Consider the following 6,059-nt stretch of genomic DNA (forward strand, 5'->3'; position numbering starts at 1 on the left):
TGCCGAAGCTAGACTTTATGGCTCAGCGCCGCCACGCAGCGACGTACTACTTCATCAATATCGGCATCGATATCCACGCAAATCACGTCTTTCTCGTCTGCCAGAGGCTCTTCCAAGGTTTCAAACTGGCTTTTCAGCAGATCGGTGGGCATAAAATGACCCGAACGAGCTTTTAATCGCTCCATAATCACGTCAAAGCTGCCTTTCAGATAGAGAAAAACCATATCTTTATTGCCTTCCCGCAGGCAATCGCGGTAACGACGTTTTAGAGCAGAACAGACAATAATACCGGTTTCGTTTTTATGGTTCAGGCTGTAGGCCGCGTCGCTCAAACGTTCCAGCCACGGCATTCTGTCGTCATCATTTAACGGATGCCCGCTGGCCATTTTTTGAATATTGGCGCGCGGATGCAGATCATCACCGTCAATAAATTTGGCGTGAATTGCATGAGCAACGGCTTCACCCACCGTCGTTTTTCCGCTGCCCGATACGCCCATCACAATGATGCTATGTCCTGCCATAAGTTTGATCTCTATCTCAGAATGGGAATTTTACCCTGTTTGACGGTTCCGTATTTTAACATGTTACCGGTATCATGATACCGGTAACAAATGGAGATGTGACTTTTATCACAAAGGGAAGAACACCGGGTTTTGTACTCAATCGCGCAATCACGCCAGCCTGTTTAAAGACTGAGCGTAATAATAAAAGGAAGGTTCTTATCCCGTTACCTGTCCTGGATAAGCACCCTACCCCACTAATTTCGCGTTGCAGCAAAATGAGCAATATCAATACCTATAGCTTTCAGATTACAGCCAAACGGCAATTGGCCTCCATCCGAGGAGCTTAGTCCGCTAAGTGAATCGAGATAGCCAAAACAGCCGGTGTCGCTGCAACGGGAAAGAGACAAGGTACAAAGTCAGAAAACGCCGCTGCGGCGAGAAAAAAGCAGGGTAAATAAATCATAACTAAAAGCGATAAATAGGTTGGAGAAATGCTATGCCATTAGTCATTGTCGCGGTTGGCGTTGCCATGCTGCTGTTACTGATGATCCGTTTCAAGCTGAACGGGTTTATCTCGCTGATTCTGGTCGCTCTGGCGGTCGGAATTATGCAGGGTATGCCGGTTGATAAAGTGGTCGGCTCGATTAAAGCCGGGGTTGGCGGCACGCTTGGCAGCCTGGCGCTAATTATGGGCTTTGGTGCCATGCTGGGTAAACTGCTGGCGGACTGCGGCGGTGCTCAACGCATCGCTACCACGCTGATTGATAAATTCGGCAGACAACATATTCAATGGGCCGTGGTACTGACAGGTTTTACCGTCGGTTTTGCCCTGTTTTATGAGGTCGGTTTCGTACTATTACTACCGCTGGTATTCAGCATTGCGGCGTCTGCACGCATTCCTTTGCTGTATATCGGTGTGCCAATGGCTGCTGCGCTTTCGGTCACTCACGGCTTTCTGCCTCCTCACCCCGGCCCAACGGCGATTGCGACCATTTTCCATGCCGATATGGGTAAAACCTTGCTGTACGGCACCTTACTGGCTATTCCAACGGTCATATTAGCTGGTCCGGTTTATGCTCGATTCCTGAAGGGCATTGATAAGCCGGTTCCTGAAGGTTTATACAACCCAAAAACCTTTACCGATGAAGAAATGCCGAGCTTTGGCGTCAGTGTTGCGACCGCTCTGGTGCCGGTTATTCTGATGGCGCTGCGTGCCGTAGCCGAGATGATTTTGCCAAAAGGGCATCCGGTTCTGGCTTATGCCGAATTCTTCGGCGATCCGGTTATTGCGACCCTTATCGCTGTATTAATCGCTATTTTCACCTTTGGCCTGAACCGCGGGCGCTCCATGGAATCGGTAATGGATACCGTAACCGACTCCATTAAAATCATCGCTATGATGCTGTTGGTTATTGGCGGTGGCGGCGCATTCAAGCAGGTATTGGTGGACAGCGGCGTTGAACAATATATTGCCGGTATGATGAGCGGCAGCGGCGTATCACCAATTCTGATGGCTTGGTCTATCGCGGCACTGTTGCGTATCGCGCTGGGTTCTGCCACGGTCGCGGCCATTACCGCCGGAGGTATTGTTGCTCCATTGATTGCCACCACCGGTGCCAGCCCAGAGCTGATGGTTATTGCCGTCGGTTCCGGCAGCGTGATTTTCTCTCACGTTAACGATCCGGGCTTCTGGCTGTTTAAGGAATATTTCAATCTGACCATTATGGAAACCATTAAATCCTGGTCAGTGCTGGAAACCATCATTTCAGTATGTGGATTAGTCGGCTGCCTGTTATTGGCTATGGTGATTTAATTCGCTGAGTTTGAAGGTTAGTTCACACAAAAAAGGCCTGCTGTCGAAAGATAGCGGGCCTTTTCTTTAACGCCATTATTCAGATACTGCCACCGGGCAGAATAGTGAAGCCGACATCGACCATTTTGGGTGACACCGATTCACCACGCAGCCTGGCAATCAGACGTTCTGCACCTATTTGCCCCATTTTTTCGCGGGGAGTCAGTACGCTAGCCAAACGCGGCACCATCGACTGCCCAATATCATGGCCGTGGAAACCAGCAATCGCCATATCCTGCGGGATAGATAATCCCTGGCGTTGACATTCGAAAAACGCGCCGATGGCCAAGTCATCATTGGTACAGAAAATACTGTCGATCTGCGGATAACTAACCTGCGCTTCACGCAACAGCTCGCCACCGGCAGAATAGGAAGATGAGCGGCTGGTCATAATACTGACCGGCTCTAAACCCGATTCTCTCATCGCCTGCTCGTAACCCTGCTGCTTAATCACCGTTCGCTCATCCTGACGCGCACCGAAATAGACTACGTGACGGTGGCCCTGAGTGATAATTTGCTGAGTCATCTGGCGAGCGGCTTCAAAATTGTTAAATCCAACCGCCAGATCGATGCAGGGGGAAACACAATCCATCAATTCGATCACCGGAATACCGGACACCTGAATCATTTTTAAGGTACGGGGAGTGTGATTCCGTTCGGAGAGAATCAGACCGTCGATGTTATAAGACAGCAGCGAGGTCAGGCGTTGTTCTTCCAGCTCTTTCTGATAACCATAGTGAGCCAGCATGGTTTGATAGCCGTGAACGTCTGTGACGCTCTCAATACCGCGTAAAACCTCGGCAAATACCTGATTAGTTAATGAAGGCAATAATACGCCAATCGCCCGGCTGGTGGCGTTTGACAGAATATCCGGCGCACGGTTGGGGATATAGCCCAACTCATCCAATGCCACCGCAATTTTCCCCTGTAGCACGGCGGAAACCTGCTGCGGATTACGCAAATAGCGGCTAACCGTCATTTTCGTGACGCCAACCATATCAGCTACATCTTGAAGCACTGGCCTTTTTTTCTTCATTATCAATGAACTGGCGCAAGAGAGACGGGCGGGGATTTTAACAAAAAAAAGGGTATAACGCGATGCGCATACCCTTTTTAGCCGATAAATGAAGGTTAAACCGGTGGCAGATCAAATAACAATATCTCACTGTCTTCATCGGCATGAATCGACAATGCGGTTTCATCCCAAATGGCGAAAGCATCGCTGGTGCCTGCGTGATGACCATTGATAGCAACCTTGCCACGTACTACCTGAATCCAGATTCTGCGCTCCGCCTGAATCTGATAAACAGATTGTTCATCTTTTTTCAGCGCCCAGCGCGATAGCGTCATATCTTGGAACACTTTCAGAGAACCGTCGCGAGCATCCGGAGACAGCACCAACTGGCGCCCCTGTGGGTTATCAAAGCGCTTTTGTTCATAGCGCGGTGGTAAACCATTAGTTTCAGGAATAATCCAGATTTGATATAGGTGCAACGGCTGGTCACTACGACCATTGTATTCAGAGTGGCGCACACCCGTGCCGGCACTCATAATCTGGAACTCACCCGCATGGATTTGTTCTTTATTGCCCATGCTGTCCTGATGTTCTACGGTTCCCGATAGTACATAGGTTAGAATTTCCATATCCTTATGGGGATGAGTACCGAAACCCTGCCCAGCGTCGATCACGTCTTCGTTAATCACCCGCAGCGCCGAGAACCCCATAAAGTTAGCGTCATAATAATCAGCGAATGAGAAGGTATGCCAGCTATCTAACCAGCCGTGATTAGCGTGACCGCGTTCTTCTGCTTTGCGTAGATAAATCATATTCAATTCTCCTCAACGTTTTCTTTAGTCTAGATGTCGCAGGAAAATATGAAAGCGTAAAAAACTCATCCCTCTGTTCAAATAATTCGACAAAGAAAAAAGCATAAAAACAAAGCGTGTGCAGAGGCAGAAAATGCGGAAATCAAACAAGCCGTTGCGACTATTCCACCGAGAAAAGGCAAAAAAAAAGCCAGCACCCGGCTGGCTAAGTAAACACTGGAAGCAATGTGAGCAATGTCGTGCCTTCGTCATGTGAACACCTAAACTTTGATGGTCTCACTTGAAAGCATGACAATGATAATCATTATCACTCTCAACTGTAAAGCATTATTTTTAATCAATGCGAATATAATTGACTGCGATGAATAAACCGATACTTTGTTAGGTTATTCAAACACTAATCAATAGGAAAAGCCCTATGTCTCATGCGCAAATACGTCCGGTAGAACCTTCTGATTATTTGGCTCTGCAACAGCTATATGCACATCCGAAGGTGTATCGCGACACCTTACAGCTTCCGCTACCTGCTCCGGATTTGTGGGCGAAGAAGCTGGGGACTCCCGCGCCAGGTATCTATTATTACGTTGCCTGTATCGACGGACAAATCGCAGGCCAGCTCAGCCTTGAGACAATACAAAGACCGCGCCGCAACCACGTTGCCACCTTCGGCATTGCAGTAGACGCGGGTTTCTTGGGCCAGGGCGTTGGCAGTGCGTTGATGAAAACCATGATTGATTTATGTGATAACTGGTTGAACATCAATAGAATTGAACTAACGGTATTCGTTGATAATGATACTGCCGTAGCGCTGTACAAGAAATTTGGTTTTGAAATCGAGGGAACCAGTAAACGCTATGCCTTACGCGACGGTAAATATATCGACGCTTATCATATGGCCAGGGTAATAGACCCAAAATAAATCACCTGAACACGCAATTAGCGGAACTTTCCTCTCACTTATTTACACATCAGCCCGAAGATCGTGACCGATCGCGTCACGATCTGTTTCCATCTCTCCTTGAAATAAAACACGACAGCGATCACACTCCGCTGCCATAAATCAACGAAACGGCGTAGAATACTGCTCGCTTTTAATGGACAGATTTCCGACAGAATAGTCGCTCACAGCGTGAATTGATGATGAGGTTGTTGTGTTTGAGAGTTATGGAGTGCTGAATCTTTGGACGTATGTCCTAGGTGCCATTTTCATTATTATCGTGCCGGGGCCAAACACCCTGTTCGTTCTGAAAACAGGCATTACCCGCGGTGTTAAAGAAGGCTATAAGGCTGCATTAGCGGTGTTTATTGGCGATGCAGTACTGATATTTTGCGCCTATGTGGGAATTGCCTCCCTGATCCGCTCTTCGCCTTTCCTGTTTACGCTGGTCAAAATGCTCGGTGCCATTTACCTCTTGTATTTGGGGCTTAAAATCCTCTACAGCACCTTGGTGAAAAAAGGTCAGAGCGAAGCAACCGAGATCGTGGAACACACTTTCCGCAAAGCGCTGACCCTGAGCCTGACCAATCCCAAGGCCATTTTGTTCTACGTTTCGTTTTTTGTGCAGTTTATCGATCAAAGTTATGCCCACACCGGCCTGTCCTTCGTGATACTGGCGGTGATTCTGGAAATGATAAGCTTTGTCTATATGTCGCTGCTCATTTTTGCTGGCGCAGCACTAACCCACTTCCTGAGTGAGAAAAAACGTCTCGCCAAACTGGGTAATTCGATGGTTGGGCTGCTTTTCCTCGGTTTTGCCACCAAACTGGCTACCGCAGCCTAAAACCTACCGATATAAGCCGATATCAATAGAAATGGCGCCATCATCAGGCGCCATTTTTGTTGTGCACAGAAAACCTCCAGCTAGGCTGGAGGTTCC

At 48.3% G+C, this 6,059-nt stretch carries 6 protein-coding genes; 3 read left to right on the forward strand and 3 right to left on the reverse strand.

Annotation, left to right across the window (positions count from 1 at the left end; genetic code table 11):
• Positions 1-8 precede the first annotated feature (8 nt).
• Positions 9-521 carry a gluconokinase gene (locus tag ACQ4OC_RS13805; RefSeq protein ID WP_064515696.1) on the reverse strand — a complete coding sequence of 171 codons (513 nt, stop codon included), beginning with the start codon at positions 519-521 and terminating at the stop codon, positions 9-11.
• Positions 522-999: 478 nt separating this feature from the next.
• Here ACQ4OC_RS13805 and gntT point away from each other — a divergent pair, with 478 nt between their 5' ends.
• Positions 1,000-2,316, forward strand: coding sequence for a gluconate transporter (gene gntT / locus ACQ4OC_RS13810; protein WP_064515701.1), 1,317 nt, complete (start codon positions 1,000-1,002; stop codon positions 2,314-2,316).
• 79 nt (positions 2,317-2,395) lie between these two features.
• On the opposite strand, the gene gntR is transcribed toward gntT, so the two are convergent.
• Positions 2,396-3,391, reverse strand: coding sequence for a gluconate operon transcriptional repressor GntR (gntR, locus tag ACQ4OC_RS13815; RefSeq protein ID WP_064515704.1), 996 nt, complete (start codon positions 3,389-3,391; stop codon positions 2,396-2,398).
• Between the two features lie 95 nt (positions 3,392-3,486).
• Complete coding sequence (locus ACQ4OC_RS13820) at positions 3,487-4,182, reverse strand: pirin family protein (RefSeq protein ID WP_064515706.1); 696 nt, start codon at positions 4,180-4,182, stop codon at positions 3,487-3,489.
• Between the two features lie 418 nt (positions 4,183-4,600).
• Here ACQ4OC_RS13820 and ACQ4OC_RS13825 point away from each other — a divergent pair, with 418 nt between their 5' ends.
• Together ACQ4OC_RS13825 and leuE are read left to right on the forward strand one after the other, a co-directional pair.
• Positions 4,601-5,101 carry a GNAT family N-acetyltransferase gene (locus ACQ4OC_RS13825; protein WP_064515708.1) on the forward strand — a complete coding sequence of 167 codons (501 nt, stop codon included), beginning with the start codon at positions 4,601-4,603 and terminating at the stop codon, positions 5,099-5,101.
• A 232-nt stretch (positions 5,102-5,333) separates the two neighbouring features.
• Positions 5,334-5,963 (forward strand): leucine efflux protein LeuE, encoded by a 630-nt coding sequence (gene leuE / locus ACQ4OC_RS13830; protein WP_064515711.1) that lies wholly within the window; start codon positions 5,334-5,336, stop codon positions 5,961-5,963.
• The last annotated feature ends 96 nt before the right edge of the window (positions 5,964-6,059 follow it).

The organism is Yersinia sp. J1 (assembly GCF_050586585.1).
GTDB lineage: Bacteria > Pseudomonadota > Gammaproteobacteria > Enterobacterales > Enterobacteriaceae > Yersinia > Yersinia entomophaga.